Origin of the sequence: Arsenicitalea aurantiaca, assembly GCF_003994485.1 — a bacterium.
GTDB lineage: Bacteria > Pseudomonadota > Alphaproteobacteria > Rhizobiales > Devosiaceae > Arsenicitalea > Arsenicitalea aurantiaca.
In genome coordinates this window covers 1-368 of record NZ_RZNJ01000018.1, presented here as the reverse complement: position 1 = coordinate 368, position 368 = coordinate 1, and the positions used below count along the sequence as shown (strand labels likewise).

The window sequence follows — 368 nt, the reverse complement described above, 5'->3', positions numbered from 1 at the left end:
GCCCGGTCTCGGGGTCGTGGAAGAGCGCGATGCTGCGGGCGAGGAAATCGCGGTGCGGCACGAAATCGGCATCGAGCACCGCGACGAAATCGGGCTGGTCCGGGGTGCCGCGCAGCCGCTCGAGCGTATGGTTGATGTTGCCCGCCTTGGAATGGCGGTTGTCGGGGCGGGTGACGTGGATGACGCCCATCTCGCGGCATCGATCCCCCAGCCAGTCGCGGCGCCCGTCATCGAGCACGTAGATGCGCTTGTTCGGCCAGTCGCAGGCGAGCGCGCCGGCAATGGTGCGCTCGAGCACCGGCCACTCCTCATTGTAGGTGGCGATGAGGACGGCGATCGAAGGCGGGCTGTCGCCGAACCAGTGCAGA

General features: G+C 67.9%; 1 protein-coding gene. It reads right to left on the bottom strand.

The annotated features are described in order from the left end of the window. A partial coding sequence (locus tag EMQ25_RS17905; protein ID WP_127189971.1) for a glycosyltransferase occupies positions 1-368 on the bottom strand: 368 nt, incomplete at both ends.